Origin of the sequence: Streptococcus parasanguinis, from assembly GCF_015557775.1 — a bacterium.
In the GTDB taxonomy this organism is placed as follows: domain Bacteria; phylum Bacillota; class Bacilli; order Lactobacillales; family Streptococcaceae; genus Streptococcus; species Streptococcus parasanguinis_AA.
Map to the genome: position 1 here is coordinate 41328 of NZ_JADNOY010000001.1, position 16579 is coordinate 57906.

The following is a 16579-nucleotide window of genomic DNA, read 5'->3' on the forward strand; positions in this document are numbered from 1 at the left end:
AATTTGATACAATAATGAACATGAAAAACCTGTATGATGTTCAACAATTTTTAAAACGTTTTGGAATCATCATTTACGTAGGGAAGCGCCTCTATGACATCGAATTGATGAAAATTGAGCTTCAACGTCTTTATGATGCAGGCCTGATGGAGCGGCTCGATTATTTAGAAGCCGATACCGTTTTAAGAAGAGAACACAAGCAAGAATTAGAATTTTTGAAAAAGAGTGAGGTAGAGTGATGGGAAATATCATTGTTTGGTTGGCTATTTTAGGAGCATTTGGATGGATGGGGTTTAATTATTTCCGCATCCGTAAAGCTGCTAAATTTGTGGACAATGCAACCTTTGAAGAGCTGATTCGTAAAGGGCAGTTGATTGACTTGCGAGAGCCAGCTGAGTTTCATGCCAAGCATATTTTAGGAGCACGCAACATTCCTTCTACTCAGTTGAAGTTGAGTCTTGCAGCCTTGCGCAAAGACAAACCAATTTTGCTCTATGAAAATAGCCGTAGTTCGCGTGTAACCAATGCGGCTCTCTACCTTAAGAAACAGGGCTATACAGACATTTATGTCTTGTCTTATGGTCTCGATTCTTGGAATGGGAAAGTGAAAAAAGACGCCTAATAAAAAAGAGCTCTAACTGCACAAAGTGTGTGGTTAGAGCTTTTTTATCTCGTTTTTTCAAGGTAGTCTTTGACCCATGTGAGCTCCACCTCATTTAAAGGCCTGCTTTCTCCAGGGGCTAACTGAGGATCCAAGGTGAAGGGACCAAAAGACAAGCGTTTTAAGGTCATTACTTTGACCCCTATGGCTAAAAACATCTTTTTCACTTGGTGGTATTTTCCTTCTGAGATCCGGACCTGGGCCTTGCTGTAGCTGGGGTTACTTTCTAGAATGGTCAAGGAGGCGGGCTTGCAGATAGGGCCATCTTTGAATGAAATCCCATTCTGAAATTGCTCGATGTGGGCTGCATAGAGCGGTCCATTGACTTCAACTTGATAAGTTTTATCCACATGGTATTGAGGATGGAGCAGTTGAAAGCCTAAGGGACCATTATCTGTGATGAGGAGCAGACCACTGGTGTCGCGATCGAGGCGACCAAGCGGATAGAGGTCGGGGTACTCTTGCTGGGGATCCACTAGCTCGATCACCGTTGGATGGTGGGCGTCTCTTTTGGCGGTCACGGCTCCGATTGGTTTATGGAGCATGTAGTAGTGGTGACGTGGTTTTTGAATGATTCGTTCCCCGATTTGAATCTGTTGGAGTCCAGGGTCGATGTTTTGGGATAGCTTTTGAGCTGGTAGGTGATCGACCAAGATTTGCCTTCGGGCCAGAAGTTGTTTGATGTCTTTGCGAGCGTACTGATGGTCTGCCATCAATTGATCTAATCTCATGGGAGCCTCTTTTTCTGAAATTCTTATCATCAGTGTATCATGAAAAGAAAAGGAAATCGAGTCGGAGAAAAGAAATGAAGATGAAAACATTTACAACTAGCTGAACTGTGTTTTTTAGATAGGACTGTGGTATAATTGTTCAGTTAGAAATATTATTTAAAATTTTATAGAGGAAATCATGACAAAATTAAGAGAAGATATTCGTAACGTTGCGATCATTGCCCACGTTGACCATGGTAAAACAACCTTGGTAGACGAATTGTTGAAACAATCGCACACCTTGGATGAACGTAAAGAATTGCAAGAACGTGCAATGGACTCAAACGATCTTGAAAAAGAACGTGGGATTACCATTCTTGCTAAAAATACAGCCGTTGCTTATAACGGAACTCGAATCAATATCATGGACACACCAGGACACGCGGACTTCGGTGGAGAAGTGGAACGGATCATGAAAATGGTCGATGGGGTTGTATTGGTCGTAGATGCTTACGAAGGAACCATGCCTCAGACTCGTTTCGTATTGAAAAAAGCCTTGGAACAAGATCTTGTTCCGATCGTTGTTGTCAATAAAATCGATAAACCATCTGCTCGTCCAGAAGAAGTTGTAGACGAAGTCTTGGAACTCTTCATCGAATTAGGTGCGGATGATGACCAATTGGAATTCCCAGTTGTTTATGCATCAGCGATCAACGGAACCTCTTCACTTTCAGATGATCCAGCTGATCAAGAGCACACAATGGCACCGATCTTTGATACCATCATTGATCACATCCCAGCTCCAGTTGATAACTCAGATGAGCCTCTTCAATTCCAAGTATCCCTGCTTGATTACAACGACTTCGTTGGACGTATCGGTATCGGACGTGTCTTCCGTGGTACTGTAAAAGTTGGGGACCAAGTAACCCTTTCTAAATTGGATGGAACGACTAAGAACTTCCGTGTTACCAAACTCTTTGGATTCTTTGGTTTGGAACGTCGTGAAATTCAAGAAGCTAAAGCGGGTGACTTGATCGCTATCTCTGGTATGGAAGATATCTTCGTTGGAGAAACGATCACACCGACAGACGCAGTTGAAGCTCTTCCAATCCTTCACATCGATGAACCAACGCTTCAAATGACCTTCTTGGTCAACAACTCACCATTTGCTGGTCGCGAAGGAAAATGGGTAACCTCTCGTAAAGTCGAAGAACGTTTGCAAGCGGAATTGCAAACCGACGTCTCTCTTCGTGTTGACCCAACTGATTCACCTGATAAATGGACAGTTTCAGGTCGTGGGGAATTGCACTTGTCTATCTTGATCGAAACCATGCGTCGTGAAGGATACGAATTGCAAGTATCTCGTCCAGAAGTTATCATCAAAGAAATTGATGGTGTCAAATGCGAACCGTTTGAACGCGTGCAAATCGATACACCAGAAGAATACCAAGGATCTGTTATCCAAAGTCTTTCTGAACGTAAAGGTGAAATGTTGGATATGATCTCAACTGGTAACGGTCAAACTCGTTTGGTCTTCCTTGTTCCAGCGCGTGGGTTGATTGGGTACTCAACTGAGTTCTTGTCAATGACACGTGGTTACGGAATCATGAACCACACCTTTGATCAATACTTGCCAGTGATTCCAGGAGAAATCGGTGGACGCCACCGTGGTGCTCTTGTTTCAATCGATAACGGAAAAGCAACCACTTACTCTATTATGTCTATCGAAGAACGTGGTACGATCTTTGTCAATCCAGGTACAGAAGTTTACGAAGGAATGATCATCGGGGAAAACTCTCGTGAGAACGACTTGACCGTAAACATTACGAAAGCAAAACAAATGACCAACGTTCGTTCAGCTACTAAGGACCAAACAGCGGTTATCAAGACTCCTCGTATCTTGACCTTGGAAGAATCTCTTGAGTTCTTGAACGACGATGAGTACATGGAAGTAACACCGGAATCTATCCGCTTGCGGAAACAAATCTTGAACAAAGCAGAACGCGAAAAAGCAAATAAAAAGAAAAAATCAGCAGCTGCTGAATAATACGGAAAGAAAGGAGAAACAAAATGGTCTATTTTATCTTAGGGATTTTGATTCTCCTTTTTTACCTTTTTATGACCCCAAAAAGTATTCGTGGTACCTTGAACAGTGTCACAATGGTGGTCTTGATCGTCTCCATTATCGTACTGACTTGTCTCGCCATTTTTCAGATATTCCAATTATCGTCTGAGTTTTTTGTCGGTGCCTTTCTCGCCTTTGTTGGCTACCTGGCTTTGGTAGATATTTCCAAAATGACGACCAAACAGAAAAAATAAACGCTGACCTGATTTTTAAAGCCCTTTGGGCTTTTTAATTTTGCTAAAAAAAGGTAAAATAGAGAGTGATAAAAATGGAGCGAAGAAATCATGAAATTTGTGAAACAATTTGAAAATAAAAAGGTTCTTGTATTAGGTTTGGCTAAGTCAGGCGAGTCAGCTGCCCGTTTGTTGGATCGCTTAGGAGCGATTGTGACCGTCAATGATGGCAAACCTTTTGAAGAAAATCCAGCAGCACAAAGTTTACTGGAAGAAGGGATTAAAGTTGTGACAGGAGGCCACCCTCTGGAATTGTTGGATGAAGACTTTGCAGTCATGGTCAAAAATCCAGGAATCCCTTATTCCAATCCAATGGTTGAAAAAGCGCTTGAAAAAGGCATTCCCGTCCTCACTGAAGTGGAATTGGCTTATCTGATTTCGGATGCGCCAATTATTGGGATTACAGGATCAAACGGAAAAACGACGACAACAACCATGATCGGGGAAGTCTTGACGGCTGCCGGCCAAGGTGGTTTATTGTCTGGGAATATCGGTTTTCCAGCTAGTCAAGTTGCACAAACAGCAACAGAAAAGGATGTTCTGGTCATGGAATTGTCTTCTTTCCAATTGATGGGAATTGAAGCCTTCCATCCAGAGATTGCAGTGATTACCAACCTCATGCCGACCCATATCGACTATCATGGTTCTTTTGAAAATTATGTAGCTGCCAAATGGAATCTTCAAAAGAATATGACAGAAAAAGATGTCATTGTCTTGAACTTCAACCAAGACCTAGCCAAGGAACTCGCTACAAAAACCAAGGCAAGGGTCCTTCCATTTTCAACGGTTGAAAAAGTGGATGGGGCTTATTTGGAAGATGGACTTCTCAAGTTTAAGGGAGAAGCTGTCATGCGTGCAGATGAACTGGGCGTTCCAGGTAGTCACAATGTAGAGAATGCCTTGGCAACGATTGCTGTTGCAAAAGTCCGAGGTGTGGAGAATGAGGTCATTAAAGAAACCTTGTCGGCCTTTGGAGGAGTGAAACACCGTCTTCAATATGTGGATGAGATTCAAGGTGTCAAATTCTATAATGATAGTAAATCGACCAATATTTTAGCAACACAAAAAGCCCTTTCTGGTTTTGATAACAGCAAGGTTATCTTGATTGCAGGAGGGCTCGATCGTGGCAATGAATTTGATGAATTGGTACCCCACATTGCTGGTCTAAAGGAAATGGTGATTCTCGGGGAATCAGCTCCACGAGTGAAACGCGCAGCCGATAAAGCAGGCGTCCCTTATGTCGATGCGACAGATGTGGCAGATGCTGCAAAGAAAGCCTTCGACTTGGCTAGCCCTGGAGATGTTGTGCTCTTAAGTCCTGCCAATGCCAGCTGGGATATGTATCCGAATTTTGAAGTGCGTGGGGATGAATTCCTTGCTACAGTAAAAGGGTTGAAATAAAATGAAAAAAATAATGTTTACTGGTGGGGGAACCGTGGGACATGTGACCCTTAATCTCCTCTTGATTCCAAAATTTATCGAAGATGGATGGGAAGTTCATTATATTGGGGACAAAAAAGGAATCGAATACCAAGAGATCAAAAAGTCTGGATTAGAGGTACGATTCCATTCGATTGCAACAGGGAAATTGCGACGCTATTTCTCTTTCCAAAATATGATGGATGTTTTCAAGGTAGCTTGGGGAACACTCCAATCCATAGCGATTCTGCTCCGTGTGCGTCCACAAGTTCTCTTCTCAAAAGGGGGATTTGTCTCGGTGCCACCAGTGATCGCGGCTCGTCTCACTCGTGTTCCTGTCTATATCCATGAGTCGGATCTCTCGATGGGATTGGCCAATAAAATTGCTTATAAATTTGCTACCAAGATGTACACGACTTTTGAGCAAGCACATGGTTTGACAAAGAGTGAACATATCGGTGCGGTAACCAAAGTCACAGATCATATTCCGCCGACTTCAGAAGTTTTAGAAGAAAAAACAAAAGGTTTCCGAAAAGAGTTGCCGACCCTTCTCTTTGTCGGAGGATCAGCCGGTGCGCGTGTCTTTAATGAATTTGTGACAGAGTATCAAGCAGAGCTCTTGCAGCACTACAATATCATCAATTTGACGGGCGATTCAACATTGAATCAGGCTGAGGGGGGCTTGTATCGAGTGGATTATGTAACCGATCAGTATTTGCCTATGCTCCAGAAGGCTGATTTAGTGGTGACTAGGGGTGGAGCCAATACCTTATTTGAACTCTTGGCTATGAACAAACTCCATTTGATTGTGCCGCTTGGAAAAGAAGCCAGTCGTGGCGATCAGATTGAAAATGCCCAATATTTTGTGGATAAAGGTTATGCAGAGCAATTGCAGGAAGATCAATTGACCCTCGAAACCTTTAATGAAACCATTCAAGAAATGTTGAAGCAAAGCCAAGTTTACCACCAAGCAATGGAAAAATCGACAGAACTCCTTTCACTAGACGATTTTTATGGCCTGCTTCAAAAAGATATCAGTAAGGGAAAAGATGACGGACGACAATAAAAAAACACCAACGGATGACAAAATTACAGAATTGTCAGCCTGGCAAAAAAGAAACAAAGAATATTTAGAAAAAAAGGCGCTTGAAAAAGCGGAAGAAGCTGAAACAGAGGAAACTGAAAGCAAAGAAGCACAAGAAGACGAAGATCTTTCAGAAAATGAATCGGCTTCTATCTCAGAGGAAGAATCTGAAGAAGAAATAGAAGATTCTGAAGAGGAAAATGAATCTGAGGTCGAAGAGGATCCAGATGCGGATGGAGAAAGTTCAGAAAGAGAAGAGAACGGTCCGGCTGTAGAGGAGCTAGATCCTTCAGAGAAGCAAGAGAAAAAGCCTTCGTTTTTTGAACGCTTAAAGACGAAAAAAACAAAGAAGGAACCGACAGTGGCAAAACGCCATATCTATCGTGCCCTTCCGGTTATCGGAATCAGCTCGATTGTCGCCCTTCTCTCGATCTATTTTTTAAGTCCCTTGTCTACACAGAAAGTGATTGAATTTTCAGGGAATAAAGCGGTTGACCAGCAAAAATTGTATGAAAAAAGCCGTATTAAAGAAGAAGATTATACTCTGACGACCTTCCTTCATAAGTCGGTCTATGAACAAAACATAAAAACAGCTAGTCCATGGATCAAAGAAGTGCACATGCATTATCAATTTCCAGTGACCTTTAAAGTTAATGTAGTGGAACACAAAGTGGTTGCTTATTATGTGACGGGAGAAGACCACTATCCAGTATTGGAAAACGGAGAAGTAGTTGAGACAGTAACGCCTGCTTCGGACTTACCATCCTCCTATATTAGCTTGAAATTCTCAGATAGGGAATTAGTCAGACAATTCGTCCAAGAAATGAAATCCATTTCGCCTTCCATTACGGATAAAATTGTTTCGGTTGATCTGACACCAAGCAAGGTTACGAAGGATCTAGTGACCATTACCATGAAAAATGATAATAAAATCTTGGTCCCTGTTTCCCAAATTACCCGCAAGCTTCCTTATTATAAGGCCATTAGTAAGCAATTAGACGATGATTCCACCATTGATATGGAGGCTGGAGTCTTCAGCTATAGCGAACAATCCATCGCAGATGCCAAAGAGCAAGCTGAAAAAGAAAAGGCTGAAAGTACAGAAAAGCAAGAAGAACATTCTGAGGAAGCCAGCCAAGAACAGAATCCAGAAGGCGAAAATTCTTCTGGTAATGAGCAAAGCCCATAAATTATCTCAAATAATTGAAGAAAAAATGTCCATTTTAGGCTTCTTTGTGATATAATGAAGTTTGGATAGTTCCAACTAAAAGGGCTATAAATAGATGTAAAGTGAAAACAAATAAAGAGAGAGGACTGGTGTAATGGCTAGAGACGGCTTTTTTACAGGTTTAGATATCGGTACTAGTTCAATAAAAGTATTGGTGGCAGAACATGTCAATGGAGAAATGAATGTAATTGGAGTCAGCAATGCAAAAAGTGCTGGCGTCAAAGATGGAATTATAGTAGATATCGAAGCTGCTTCAAATGCAATTAAAACTGCAATCAGCCAAGCTGAAGAAAAAGCAGGGATTTCAATCAATCTAGTCAATGTTGGGTTGCCTGCAAACTTACTACAAATCGAAGCGACTCAAGGAATGATTCCAGTCACAAGTGATTCAAAAGAAATCACAGATGCAGATGTTGAAAATGTTGTCAAATCTGCACTCACAAAAAGTATGACACCGGATCGTGAAGTGATCACCTTCATTCCTGAAGAATTCACAGTAGATGGTTTCCAAGGAATCCGTGATCCACGCGGAATGATGGGGATCCGACTTGAAATGCGTGGTCTTCTTTATACAGGACCTCGTACAATCTTGCACAATTTGCGTAAAACAGTTGAACGTGCAGGCTTACAAGTAGAAAACATCATCATTTCCCCACTTGCGATGATCAAAACAGTCTTGAACGAAGGCGAACGTGAATTCGGAGCAACAGTGATTGATATGGGTGGTGGCCAAACCACAGTGGCATCTGTTCGTAGCCAAGAACTTCAATTTACAAATATCTACCAAGAAGGTGGCGATTACGTGACCAAAGATATTTCTAAAGTTTTGAAGACTTCTCAAAAATTGGCAGAAGGTTTGAAGTTCAACTACGGTGAAGCCTATGTGCCATCTGCTGGAAACGAAGTATTCCATGTAGAAGTTATTGGTGAAGTTGAGCCAGTTGAAGTGACTGAGAAGTATTTGGCTGAAATCATTTCGGCACGTATCAAACACATCTTTGAGCAAATTAAGCAAGACCTTGAGAGAAGACATTTGTTGGATCTTCCTGGTGGTGTTGTGATTATCGGTGGAGGCGCAATCCTTCCTGGTGTTGAAGAATTGGCTCAAGAAGTCTTTGGTGTAAATGTGAAATTGTTTGTTCCAAATCAAATTGGAATTCGCAATCCAGCTTTTGCCCATGTGATTAGTTTGTCTGAATATGCAGGCAATTTGACAGATGTGGATATTATTGCTCAAGCTGCGGTTCGTGGAGACGAAGTCTTGCGTCAACAACCGATTCAATTTGATCGACCTGTGCAACCACAAGTACAACCACAACCTGCTGCTCCAGCACAACCGGTAGTACCTGCGTACAATGCTGAGAAGATTGAATCTCCAGTGGATGCTCAAGAAATTCCAGCAGCAAGTAATGATAGCAAACAAGAACCAAAAACTACATTCACAGACCGAATGAAAAATTTGATCGGTAATATGTTTGATTAAGGAGTGTAAGTATTTATGACATTTTCATTTGACACAGCAGCGGCACAAGGTGCAGTAATTAAAGTAATCGGTGTCGGTGGCGGTGGCGGTAACGCCATCAATCGTATGATTGACGAAGGCGTTGCCGGTGTAGAATTCATCGCAGCTAATACAGATGTTCAAGCACTTTCAAGTGCAAAAGCTGAAACAGTTATCCAATTGGGTCCAAAATTGACTCGTGGATTGGGTGCTGGAGGTCAACCTGAAGTTGGTCGCAAGGCAGCTGAAGAAAGCGAAGAAGTGTTAACAGAAGCTTTGCAAGGTGCAGACATGGTCTTCATCACTGCAGGGATGGGTGGAGGATCTGGTACAGGTGCTGCACCAGTCATCGCTCGTATTGCTAAAGCAGTTGGTGCTTTGACAGTAGCAGTTGTTACTCGTCCATTCGGGTTTGAAGGTTCAAAACGTGGGAACTTCGCTATTGAAGGGATTAATGAACTTCGCGAACATGTAGATACATTGTTGATTATTTCTAATAACAACTTGCTTGAAATTGTGGACAAGAAGACACCGCTTCTTGAAGCGTTGAGTGAAGCTGACAACGTTCTTCGTCAAGGTGTTCAAGGGATCACTGACTTGATCACAAGTCCTGGATTGATCAACCTTGACTTTGCAGACGTGAAGACTGTTATGGAAAACAAAGGGAATGCCCTCATGGGTATTGGTGTTGGTAGCGGTGAAGAACGCGTTATCGAAGCGGCTCGTAAAGCCATTTACTCTCCACTTCTTGAAACTACAATTGATGGTGCAGAAGACGTGATCGTCAACGTAACAGGTGGTTTGGATATGACATTGATCGAAGCTGAAGAAGCTTCAGAAATTGTGAACCAAGCTGCAGGTCACGGAGTGAACATCTGGTTGGGTACATCTATTGATGAATCTCTTAAAGATGAAATCCGTGTGACGGTTGTTGCAACTGGTGTCCGTCAAGACAAGGTAGAACGCGTTAGCGGAATTGCTTCCTCACAACGTCCTTATAAAACAGGACCACGTGAACAACGCCCACAAGCTGCACCATTTGACCGTGAATTTGATTTGAAACAAGATGTTGAATTGCCAACAACTCCAAGTCGTCCAGCGGTAGAACCAAACCGTGGCTCAGCCTTTGGTGATTGGGATATTCGTCGTGAGAATATCGTTCGCCAAACTGAACCAACATCAACACATCAAGTTGATCGTTACGTAGATTCATCTTCAGATGATGATGAATTGGAAACACCACCATTCTTCCGGAATCGTTAATCATGAATCTGGTAGAGAATGCTGATCTTGTTCGGCAACAAGTAGAAACAGCAAGAAACAAAGCTAACCGTCAAGATCAAGTTAATGTGATAGCTGTCACCAAGTATGTGGATGTTACCACAACAGAAGCACTGGTAAAAACAGGTATCCAACATATCGGTGAAAATCGTGTCGATAAATTTCTAGAAAAGTATCAAGCTCTTAAAGAGTATGACCTCACTTGGCACTTGATTGGGAGCCTCCAACGGCGGAAAGTAAAAGACGTGATCAATCTCGTCGATTACTTTCATGCCTTGGATTCGGTGAAGCTGGCTCAAGAAATTCAAAAGCGAGCAGAACACCCGATCAAGTGTTTCCTCCAAGTGAACATTTCTGGTGAAGAAAGTAAGCATGGATTTGCACCCGATGAACTGGATGATGTTTTATCGGAAATCGCACAGCTGGACAAAATTGAAATTGTTGGTTTAATGACGATGGCTCCTTTTGAGGCTAGTCAAGAAGAGTTGCAGGATATTTTTTCAAAAACTCACCAACTTCAGAAACAACTAGAAAAGAAACAATTAAAAAATATGCCTTTTTCAGAACTAAGTATGGGTATGAGTCGTGACTTTGAAGTAGCCATTGCGAACGGAGCGACTTATGTTAGAATTGGGACATCATTTTTTAAATAGGAAAGAACTATGTCATTAAAAGATAAATTTAACAACTTTATTGACTACTTCACAGAAGACGGTGAAGAAGTAGAAGTTCGCGAGGCAAAAGCAGCTGGGGCGGAAACACAACCAGTTCCACAGCCACAGCCGACTCCTCAAGTGACATCTCCACGTCCACAGATTAGTCAAAGAGAACCAGTAAAACCAAAACCGACTCCTGTCGCACCTGTTACGACTCCAGTGTCTACAGCGGCAGTGAAGGAACCTGTTTCAACAACGAAAAATACATCTGAAAATATTACTCGCTTGCATGAACGTCAACGTGAATTGGCTGCTAATCGTGCGAATACAGATGAAAAGATTACCATTGATGTACGCTATCCCCGTAAATACGAGGAAGCGACTGAAATTGTTGATCTATTACTATCTAATGAGAGTATCTTGATTGACTTCCAATATATGACAGAAGTACAAGCACGTCGTTGTTTGGATTATTTGGATGGGGCTCGTTATGTTTTGGCAGGAAATCTTCGCCGTGTTGCAAGCACCATGTACTTGTTGACTCCAATTAATGTAGTCGTTAATGTGGAAGATATTCGCCTTCCTAATGATGTGGAAGTGACAGAATTCGACTATGATATGAAACGTAATCGCTAAGATGATTATTTTTCAGTATCTTTCAAATATCATTCAAATCTATTCCATCATTCTTGTCATCTATGCCTTACTTTCTTGGTTCCCTGGGGCACCTCAGAGTACTCTTGGAAAAATGGTTCACCGCCTAGTTGAACCATTTTTGAGCCTTTTTAGAAAGTTACCCTTGCAGGTTGGAGGCTTGGATTTTACGGTTCTTGTAGCACTTTTGGTCTTGAACCTAATGAATCAGCTATTAGCTCGGTTGTTTCTATTTTTGATTGGTTAGAATACGATGGGACAGAAAGAGATTTATCAACATTTCAATCGCGAAGATCACGAATTTATTGATCGTTGTATTGAATTGTCAGAAAGAGTAATTGAACGCTATTCTGTTGAAGTGACGGGTTTTTTAAACCCTCATCAGGTCGCTATTTTACGAAATGTTGCGGCAAGTTATCAATTACAGGTCTTTGCTTCCAGTGATGAGCAGAAAATGGAGTATGCCAAGGTCATTGTGGCTCCGGATTATTATCAATTGGATCCAAGTGACTTTGATCTGGCCTTAATAGAGATGGCCTATGCTTCCAAATTTCATCACTTGACCCATTCCCAGGTTCTGGGGACCATTGTTCACCAATTAGGAGTGGAGCGCAAGTCTTTTGGAGATATTCTAACGAGTGAAGGAAAGATCCAAGTATTTGTTGAACAGCGTTTTGTTCCCTATTTCATAGATCACATCCAGAAAATTTCTCGTGTCCCTGTTAAGCTTAGGGAAGTTCCTCTATCTGAACAGATTGTTGTAGAGGAAGAAAGCCAGCAGCGAGATATTCTCGTGTCGAGTTTCCGGTTAGACAAGGTGATTGCTGGGACCTTCAGGCTTTCGCGCTCACAAGCCAGTCAGTTGATTAGTTCAGGCTTGGTGAAAGTTAATTATGCGACAACTTCCAATGTTAGCTATGCTGTAGGTTTGAATGATTTAGTCAGTGTTCGACGCTTTGGGCGTCTTAAAATTGTTTCTGAAAATGGTATTTCAAAGAGTGGAAAATATAAAGTAACTGTTGAAGTACTCTTGAGTAAAAAATGAGGAGGAGTTATGGCTCTTACTGCTTTAGAAATTAAAGATAAAACTTTTGGCGTTAAATTTAGAGGATATGATGCGAACGAAGTAGAAGAATTTCTAGATATCGTTGTTCGCGATTATGAAGATCTTGTTCGTTTAAATCATGATCAAGAAGCAAAAATTCATGCTCTTGAAGAACGCTTAAACTATTTTGATGAAATGAAAGATTCATTGAGTCAGTCTGTTTTGATTGCACAAGATACTGCTGAACGTGTAAAACAAGCAGCTAACGAACGTTCTGAAAATATTGTTCGTCAAGCTGAACAAGATGCACAACATTTAGTAGATGAAGCAAAACAAAAAGCAAATGAAATCCTTCGTCATGCAACGGATAACGCCAAGAAGGTTGCCGTTGAAACAGAGGAGTTGAAGAACAAGACACGCGTCTTCCATCAACGTTTGAAATCAACCATCGAAAGCCAATTGAGCATTATCGATACACCTGAATGGGATGAAATTCTTCGTCCAACAGCTATGTACATTCAAACAAGTGATGAAGCTTTCCGTGAAATTGTGGAGAAAGCTTTGGGTGAATCAGTTCACCATCATCATGCAGAAGATGATAACATTGATTTGACTCGTCAATTCTCTCCAGCTGAAATCGAAGAATTGCAAAAACGCATCGAAGCTGCTAATTTAGAATTGGGTGCAACACAAGCGTTTGAAGGTTTGAATGAAAAAGTTCAATCCGCTTTAGAAGAAGCAGAGCACGCTCGTCATGAAAATGAGGAAGTCGTTGAGGTTGAAGAAACTGTTCAACCAGAAGATGATGCAAATCGTGAATCTGTCAATATTTTATAATTTTGTAAAAACAGGTCCATTAATGATAGGTCTAGCGAGCAGATGATGGTGGAAGATCTGCACTCCCTCTTAATGGATGATCCTTTTACAGTATTCGTTCTGAACCCTTGAGTAAGAACGGACGTTTCCCTCGTTACGGGATGAGAGGAGAAGGTCGCTTGCGACTTCTCGAACAAAGGTGGTACCACGAGCAATCGTCCTTTTTAGGATGCTCGTGTTTTTTTTATAGCTTTTAAATCAATAAGGAGACATAATGAAACTCAAAGAAACATTGAATCTTGGGAAAACAGCTTTTGCAATGCGGGCTGGGCTTCCAACGAAGGAACCAGTTTGGCAAAAAGAATGGGAAGATGCAAAATTGTATCAACGCCGTCAAGAGTTGAATGAAGGAAAACCGCATTTTACCCTTCATGATGGCCCTCCCTATGCCAACGGAAATATTCACGTAGGGCATGCCATGAACAAGATCTCAAAAGATATCATTGTTCGTTCTAAGTCTATGTCAGGCTTTTACGCCCCTTATATTCCAGGTTGGGATACCCATGGTCTACCAATTGAGCAAGTCTTGGCTAAACAAGGTGTCAAACGTAAAGAAATGGACTTGGTTGAGTACTTGAAACTCTGCCGTGAATACGCTCTTTCTCAAGTAGATAAACAACGCGAAGACTTCAAACGTTTGGGTGTTTCAGGTGATTGGGATCACCCTTATGTAACCTTGACGCCTGACTATGAAGCAGCACAAATCCGTGTCTTTGGTGAAATGGCCAATAAAGGCTATATCTACCGTGGGGCTAAGCCAGTTTACTGGTCTTGGTCTTCTGAATCAGCCCTTGCTGAAGCAGAGATTGAATACCATGATTTGGTTTCAACGTCTCTTTACTATGCGAACAAAGTTAAAGATGGTAAGGGTGTCCTAGATACAGATACCTACATCGTTGTCTGGACAACAACTCCATTTACGGTTACAGCTTCTCGTGGATTGACGGTAGGTGCAGAGTTTGATTATGTCGTAGTGAAACCTGCTGGATCTGACCGCAAGTATGTCGTAGCATCTGAGCTCTTGCCAAGCCTTTCTGAAAAATTCGGTTGGGAAAATGCTGAAGTCCTTGCGACTTACCAAGGAAAAGAATTGAACCATATCGTTACAGAACACCCATGGGATCCTGAAGTGGATGAATTGGTGATCCTTGGTGAGCATGTAACCCTTGATTCAGGTACTGGTATCGTCCATACCGCTCCTGGTTTTGGTGAGGATGACTACAATGTAGGGATTGCCAATGGCCTCGAAGTTGCTGTTACTGTTAACGAACGCGGAATCATGATGGAAAATGCTGGCCCTGACTTTGCTGGTCAGTTCTATGACAAGGTTGTTCCAACAGTTATCGAAAAACTTGGTGATTTGCTTCTTGCTCAAGAAGAAATCTCTCACTCCTACCCATTTGACTGGCGGACGAAAAAACCAATCATCTGGCGTGCAGTTCCACAGTGGTTCGCTTCTGTATCAAAATTCCGTCAAGATATCTTGGACGAAATTGAAAAAGTGAAATTCCACTCAGAATGGGGGAAAGTGCGTCTTTACAACATGATTCGTGACCGTGGTGACTGGGTCATCTCTCGTCAACGTGCCTGGGGTGTGCCTCTTCCAATCTTCTATGCAGAAGACGGAACACCAATCATGACAGCTGAAACCATCGAACATGTGGCTCAACTCTTTGAAGAGCATGGTTCTATTATCTGGTGGCAACGTGAAGCGAAAGACCTCTTGCCAGAAGGATTTACGCATCCAGGTTCACCGAATGGCGAATTTACAAAAGAAACAGATATCATGGACGTCTGGTTTGACTCAGGTTCATCATGGAATGGGGTTGTGGTTAATCGTCCAGAACTCAAATACCCAGCTGATCTTTACCTTGAAGGTTCAGACCAATACCGTGGTTGGTTCAACTCATCTCTTATCACATCTGTGGCGAACCATGGTGTTGCACCATACAAACAAATCTTATCTCAAGGTTTCGCTTTGGATGGTAAAGGTGAGAAGATGTCTAAATCTCTTGGAAATACCATTGCTCCAAGTGATGTTGAAAAGCAATTTGGTGCTGAAATCTTGCGTCTCTGGGTAACCAGTGTAGACTCAAGTAATGACGTGCGTATCTCAATGGATATCTTGAGCCAAGTGTCTGAGACTTACCGTAAGATCCGGAATACTCTTCGTTTCTTGATTGCCAACACTTCTGACTTTAACCCTGCTGAGGATACAGTTGCTTACGACGAGCTTCGTTCAGTTGACAAGTACATGACCATTCGCTTTAACCAGCTTGTCAAGACCATTCGTGATGCTTATGAAGACTTTGAGTTCTTGACGATCTACAAGGCGCTTGTTAACTTTATCAACGTTGACTTGTCAGCCTTCTACCTGGATTTTGCCAAGGATGTTGTTTACATCGAAGGAGCTAAATCCCTCGAACGCCGTCAAATGCAAACAGTCTTCTATGATATCCTTGTGAAAATCACGAAACTCTTGACGCCAATTCTTCCTCACACTGCGGAAGAAATCTGGTCCTATCTTGAGTTTGAAGCCGAAGATTTTGTTCAATTGTCAGAATTACCAGAAGATCAGACTTTTGCCAACCAGGAAGAAATCTTGGATACTTGGTCAGCCTTCATGGACTTCCGTGGTCAAGCGCAAAAAGCCTTGGAAGAAGCGCGGAATGAAAAAGTGATTGGTAAATCACTTGAAGCTCACTTGACAGTTTATCCAAACGAAGTCGTGAAAACACTTCTTGGAGCTGTTGATAGCAATGTTGCTCAACTCTTGATTGTTTCCGAGTTGACCATCGCAGAAGGACCAGCTCCAGAAGATGCAGTGGCCTTTGAAGATGTAGCCTTCACGGTTGAACGTGCAGCTGGTGAAGTTTGTGACCGTTGCCGTCGCATCGATCCAACAACGACTGAACGCCACTACCACGCAACCATCTGTGATCACTGTGCAAGCATCGTCGAAGAGAACTTTGCAGACGCAGTCGCAGAAGGATTTGAAGCTAAATAAAAGCCATTAAAAGAAGTTCCATAAAGGAACTTCTTTTAATAGCTAGAATAGTGTAGAGATTTATGTATTAGGGAAAGAAAAAAGTAAGGCAAATTGGCC

General features: G+C 42.1%; 16 protein-coding genes. 15 read left to right on the forward strand and 1 reads right to left on the reverse strand.

Annotated features, from left to right (window positions below; translation table 11 throughout):
* Positions 1-20: 20 nt before the first annotated feature.
* Positions 21-239 carry a YqgQ family protein gene (locus I2F76_RS00295; protein WP_003017930.1) on the forward strand — a complete coding sequence of 73 codons (219 nt, stop codon included), beginning with the start codon at positions 21-23 and terminating at the stop codon, positions 237-239.
* Positions 239-622 carry a rhodanese-like domain-containing protein gene (locus I2F76_RS00300; RefSeq protein WP_195486998.1) on the forward strand — a complete coding sequence of 128 codons (384 nt, stop codon included), beginning with the start codon at positions 239-241 and terminating at the stop codon, positions 620-622. The genes I2F76_RS00295 and I2F76_RS00300 overlap by 1 nt, the downstream gene beginning before the upstream one ends.
* Before the next feature lie 44 nt (positions 623-666).
* Here the strand turns inward: I2F76_RS00300 and I2F76_RS00305 are convergent, their stop codons facing one another.
* Positions 667-1392, reverse strand: a complete 726-nt coding sequence (locus I2F76_RS00305; RefSeq protein ID WP_195486999.1) for a 16S rRNA pseudouridine(516) synthase — start codon at positions 1390-1392, stop codon at positions 667-669.
* A 178-nt stretch (positions 1393-1570) separates the two neighbouring features.
* Here I2F76_RS00305 and typA point away from each other — a divergent pair, with 178 nt between their 5' ends.
* From typA to ileS, 13 genes are all read left to right on the forward strand, one after another.
* Positions 1571-3418: a translational GTPase TypA gene (gene typA, locus I2F76_RS00310; RefSeq protein WP_003017941.1), complete on the forward strand. Its 1848-nt coding sequence runs from the start codon at positions 1571-1573 to the stop codon at positions 3416-3418.
* 23 nt (positions 3419-3441) lie between these two features.
* Entirely contained in the window at positions 3442-3690 is a 249-nt protein-coding gene (locus tag I2F76_RS00315; RefSeq protein ID WP_195487000.1) for a DUF3165 family protein, read from the forward strand.
* A gap of 90 nt (positions 3691-3780) precedes the next feature.
* Positions 3781-5130, forward strand: a complete 1350-nt coding sequence (gene murD, locus I2F76_RS00320; protein WP_195487001.1) for a UDP-N-acetylmuramoyl-L-alanine--D-glutamate ligase — start codon at positions 3781-3783, stop codon at positions 5128-5130.
* Position 5131: 1 nt separating this feature from the next.
* Entirely contained in the window at positions 5132-6214 is a 1083-nt protein-coding gene (locus I2F76_RS00325; protein WP_070589624.1) for a UDP-N-acetylglucosamine--N-acetylmuramyl-(pentapeptide) pyrophosphoryl-undecaprenol N-acetylglucosamine transferase, read from the forward strand.
* On the forward strand, positions 6198-7421 hold the full coding sequence (locus tag I2F76_RS00330; RefSeq protein WP_070589622.1) for a cell division protein FtsQ/DivIB: 1224 nt from the start codon (positions 6198-6200) through the stop codon (positions 7419-7421). The genes I2F76_RS00325 and I2F76_RS00330 overlap by 17 nt, the downstream gene beginning before the upstream one ends.
* Positions 7422-7554: 133 nt before the next feature.
* Positions 7555-8943 (forward strand): cell division protein FtsA, encoded by a 1389-nt coding sequence (gene ftsA, locus I2F76_RS00335; protein ID WP_070589620.1) that lies wholly within the window; start codon positions 7555-7557, stop codon positions 8941-8943.
* A gap of 15 nt (positions 8944-8958) precedes the next feature.
* Positions 8959-10224 (forward strand): cell division protein FtsZ, encoded by a 1266-nt coding sequence (ftsZ, locus tag I2F76_RS00340; protein ID WP_003005955.1) that lies wholly within the window; start codon positions 8959-8961, stop codon positions 10222-10224.
* 2 nt (positions 10225-10226) lie between these two features.
* Positions 10227-10895 (forward strand): YggS family pyridoxal phosphate-dependent enzyme, encoded by a 669-nt coding sequence (locus I2F76_RS00345; RefSeq protein ID WP_195487002.1) that lies wholly within the window; start codon positions 10227-10229, stop codon positions 10893-10895.
* A 9-nt stretch (positions 10896-10904) separates the two neighbouring features.
* On the forward strand, positions 10905-11534 hold the full coding sequence (locus tag I2F76_RS00350) for a cell division protein SepF (RefSeq protein WP_195487003.1): 630 nt from the start codon (positions 10905-10907) through the stop codon (positions 11532-11534).
* 1 nt (position 11535) lies between these two features.
* Positions 11536-11799 carry a YggT family protein gene (locus tag I2F76_RS00355; protein ID WP_195487004.1) on the forward strand — a complete coding sequence of 88 codons (264 nt, stop codon included), beginning with the start codon at positions 11536-11538 and terminating at the stop codon, positions 11797-11799.
* A 6-nt stretch (positions 11800-11805) separates the two neighbouring features.
* Complete coding sequence (locus I2F76_RS00360; RefSeq protein WP_195487005.1) at positions 11806-12597, forward strand: RNA-binding protein; 792 nt, start codon at positions 11806-11808, stop codon at positions 12595-12597.
* Positions 12598-12606: 9 nt separating this feature from the next.
* Positions 12607-13434: a DivIVA domain-containing protein gene (locus I2F76_RS00365; protein WP_024055399.1), complete on the forward strand. Its 828-nt coding sequence runs from the start codon at positions 12607-12609 to the stop codon at positions 13432-13434.
* A gap of 253 nt (positions 13435-13687) precedes the next feature.
* Entirely contained in the window at positions 13688-16480 is a 2793-nt protein-coding gene (gene ileS, locus I2F76_RS00370; protein WP_195487006.1) for an isoleucine--tRNA ligase, read from the forward strand.
* Positions 16481-16579: the final 99 nt, after the last annotated feature.

Excerpts from the sequence above, each read along its gene's own strand:
- I2F76_RS00295 (WP_003017930.1), top strand. The coding sequence starts at position 21 with ATGAAAAACCTGTATGATGTTCAACAATTTTTAAAACGTTTTGGAATC.
- I2F76_RS00300 (WP_195486998.1), top strand. The coding sequence starts at position 239 with ATGGGAAATATCATTGTTTGGTTGGCTATTTTAGGAGCATTTGGATGG.
- I2F76_RS00305 (WP_195486999.1), bottom strand. The coding sequence starts at position 1,392 with ATGAGATTAGATCAATTGATGGCAGACCATCAGTACGCTCGCAAAGAC.
- typA (WP_003017941.1), top strand. The coding sequence starts at position 1,571 with ATGACAAAATTAAGAGAAGATATTCGTAACGTTGCGATCATTGCCCAC.
- I2F76_RS00315 (WP_195487000.1), top strand. The coding sequence starts at position 3,442 with ATGGTCTATTTTATCTTAGGGATTTTGATTCTCCTTTTTTACCTTTTT.
- murD (WP_195487001.1), top strand. The coding sequence starts at position 3,781 with ATGAAATTTGTGAAACAATTTGAAAATAAAAAGGTTCTTGTATTAGGT.
- I2F76_RS00325 (WP_070589624.1), top strand. The coding sequence starts at position 5,132 with ATGAAAAAAATAATGTTTACTGGTGGGGGAACCGTGGGACATGTGACC.
- I2F76_RS00330 (WP_070589622.1), top strand. The coding sequence starts at position 6,198 with ATGACGGACGACAATAAAAAAACACCAACGGATGACAAAATTACAGAA.
- ftsA (WP_070589620.1), top strand. The coding sequence starts at position 7,555 with ATGGCTAGAGACGGCTTTTTTACAGGTTTAGATATCGGTACTAGTTCA.
- ftsZ (WP_003005955.1), top strand. The coding sequence starts at position 8,959 with ATGACATTTTCATTTGACACAGCAGCGGCACAAGGTGCAGTAATTAAA.
- I2F76_RS00345 (WP_195487002.1), top strand. The coding sequence starts at position 10,227 with ATGAATCTGGTAGAGAATGCTGATCTTGTTCGGCAACAAGTAGAAACA.
- I2F76_RS00350 (WP_195487003.1), top strand. The coding sequence starts at position 10,905 with ATGTCATTAAAAGATAAATTTAACAACTTTATTGACTACTTCACAGAA.
- I2F76_RS00355 (WP_195487004.1), top strand. The coding sequence starts at position 11,536 with ATGATTATTTTTCAGTATCTTTCAAATATCATTCAAATCTATTCCATC.
- I2F76_RS00360 (WP_195487005.1), top strand. The coding sequence starts at position 11,806 with ATGGGACAGAAAGAGATTTATCAACATTTCAATCGCGAAGATCACGAA.
- I2F76_RS00365 (WP_024055399.1), top strand. The coding sequence starts at position 12,607 with ATGGCTCTTACTGCTTTAGAAATTAAAGATAAAACTTTTGGCGTTAAA.
- ileS (WP_195487006.1), top strand. The coding sequence starts at position 13,688 with ATGAAACTCAAAGAAACATTGAATCTTGGGAAAACAGCTTTTGCAATG.